This window comes from Kitasatospora sp. NPDC053057, assembly GCF_044546945.1.
GTDB lineage: Bacteria > Actinomycetota > Actinomycetes > Streptomycetales > Streptomycetaceae > Kitasatospora.
Window position 1 is genome coordinate 1 of the sequence record NZ_JBITZP010000122.1, and the last position, 2360, is coordinate 2360.

Below are 2360 nucleotides of genomic sequence, written 5' to 3' on the forward strand. Positions count from 1 at the left end.
TGGAACGCGGCCGGTCAGGTGGAGTATCTGGGCCGTGCGGACGATCAGGTGAAGATCCGTGGTTTCCGGATCGAGCCGGCGGAGGTGCAGGCCGTCATCGCCGCGCACCCGCAGGTCGCCCAGGCGGCCGTGGTCGCCCGCGAGGACGCGCCAGGCGATGTCCGCCTGGTCGCCTACGTCGTCACCGACGACGATGCTTCCGAACTGTCAGACTCCGTGCGTGAGTTCGCTGCGCGTAGTCTGCCGGAGTACATGGCGCCCTCGGCCGTCGTCATCCTCGACGCGCTGCCGCTGAGCGTCAACGGCAAGCTGGACCGCAAGGCCCTGCCCGCCCCCGCGTACACCGCCGGTGCGGGTCGTGGCCCGGCCACGCTGCAGGAGGAACTGCTCTGCGCCGCGTTCGCCGACGTCCTCGGGCTGGAGAGCGTCGGGGTGGACGACGACTTCTTCGCCCTGGGCGGCCACTCCCTGCTCGCCGTCCGGCTGATCAGCCGGGTGCGCGTGGTCCTGGGCGTGGAGGTGCAGCTGCGGGCATTGTTCGAGGCACCGACGGTCGCCGGGCTGGCGGCTCGCCTGGCCGGATCGGTCGGGGCCCGCTTGGCCCTGCGAGCCGGCGAGCGGCCGGAGCGCCTCCCGCTCTCCTATGCCCAGCAACGGCTCTGGTTCATCGACCAGTTGGAGGGCGCAGGCCCGACGTACAACATCCCGTTCCGGGTGTCGCTGCCGGGCGATGTGGACAGCAATGCGCTGAGCGAGGCACTGCGCGACGTCATCGGCCGGCACGAGGTCCTGCGGACCGTCTACGCGGCGGACGAGAGCGAGCCGTTCCAGCGGATCACCGGCATGGACGAGCTGGCCTGGGAGCTGCAGGTCGTGGAGCTTGCGCCGGACGCACTGGAGGAGGCGCTCGCCGAGGCTTCGCGCCACGTCTTCGACCTGTCGGCGGAGGTGCCGTTCCGCGCCACCCTGTTCGAGGCCGGGCCGGAGGAGAAGGTCCTGTTGATCACGCTCCACCACATCGCCAGCGACGGCTGGTCGCAGGGCCCGCTCAGCCGGGACATCGCCACTGCCTACGAGGCGCGGTCCGCGGGCCGTGCGCCGGAGTGGGCGCCGCTGCCCGTGCAGTACGCCGACTACACCCTCTGGCAGCGCGAACTGCTCGGTGACCAGGAGGACCCGGACAGCCTGATGTCGCGCCAGATCGGTTACTGGCGTGAGGCGCTGGCCGGGGCGCCGGAGGAGCTGGCGCTCCCCGTGGACCGGCCGCGGCCCGCGATCGCCTCGCACCGGGGTCACCGCCTGCCGCTGGAGGTTCCGGCGGCGGTGCACGCGCGGCTCGCCGAGGTGGCGCGGGCGGAGGGTGTGACGTCGTTCATGGTGTTGCAGGCCTCGCTCGCTGTGCTGTTGTCGAAGCTGGGTGCGGGGACGGACATTCCGATCGGTTCGGCGAACGCGGGTCGTACGGACGAGGCGCTGGACGACCTGGTCGGCTTCTTCATCAACACGCTGGTCGTGCGGGCGGACCTGTCGGGTCAGCCGACGTTCCGCGAGCTGCTGGGCCGAGTCCGGGAGCGGACCCTGTCGGCCCTGGCGCACCAGGACGTTCCCTTCGAGAAGCTGGTGGAGGAGCTCGCCCCCTCTCGCTCCCGTGCGCGGCACCCGCTGTTCCAGGTCCAGCTGGACCTTCAGAACAACGCTGGCGGCCGCGTGACGGCCGGTGCCGACACGGTCGGTGAGCCGACCCGCGGCGCTGCGATCGGCACCGCGGCGGCGAAGTTCGACCTGGAGGTGCGGCTCACCGAGGCGTTCGACGCGCAGGGTGCGCCCGGCGGGCTGCGCGGCGTGGTGGTTGCGGCAGCCGACCTGTTCGACGCGGAGTCGGTCGAGCGGATCGCATCCGCTCTGCTGCGAGTGCTGGACGCGGTGACGCGTGACCCCGGCACGGCGGTGGACTCGGTGGAGGCGCTCTCCGCGCGGGAGCGTTCGCAGGTGCTGACCGAGTGGAACTCCTCGGCGGTGGAGTTCGGTTCGACGCTGGTTCCGGGGCTGTTCGCGGAGCGGGTGGCTCGTACGCCGGATGCGGTGGCGGTGGTGGCCGATGGTGAGCGGGTGTCGTTCGCGGAGTTGGATGTGCGGGCGAACCGGTTGGCGCACTGCCTGGTGGCGCAGGGTGTCGGTGCGGAGTCGCTGGTGGGCGTGTGCCTGCCGCGCGGTGTGGACGCGGTGGTCGCGATCCTCGCAGTGTGGAAGGCGGGGGCGGCGTTCCTGCCGGTGGATCCGTCGTATCCGGTGGAGCGGATCTCGTTCATGCTGGCGGACAGTGGTGCGGTGCTGACGCTGACCGATGAGGAGACGTTGGA

1 protein-coding gene is annotated in these 2360 nt (G+C 71.5%); it reads left to right on the plus strand.

Features of this window, described 5'->3' with window-relative positions; all coding sequences use genetic code 11:
• Window positions 1-48: 48 nt before the first annotated feature.
• On the plus strand, window positions 49-2360 hold a 2312-nt coding region (locus tag ACIG5E_RS39315; protein WP_396542096.1), incomplete at its 3' end, for a condensation domain-containing protein.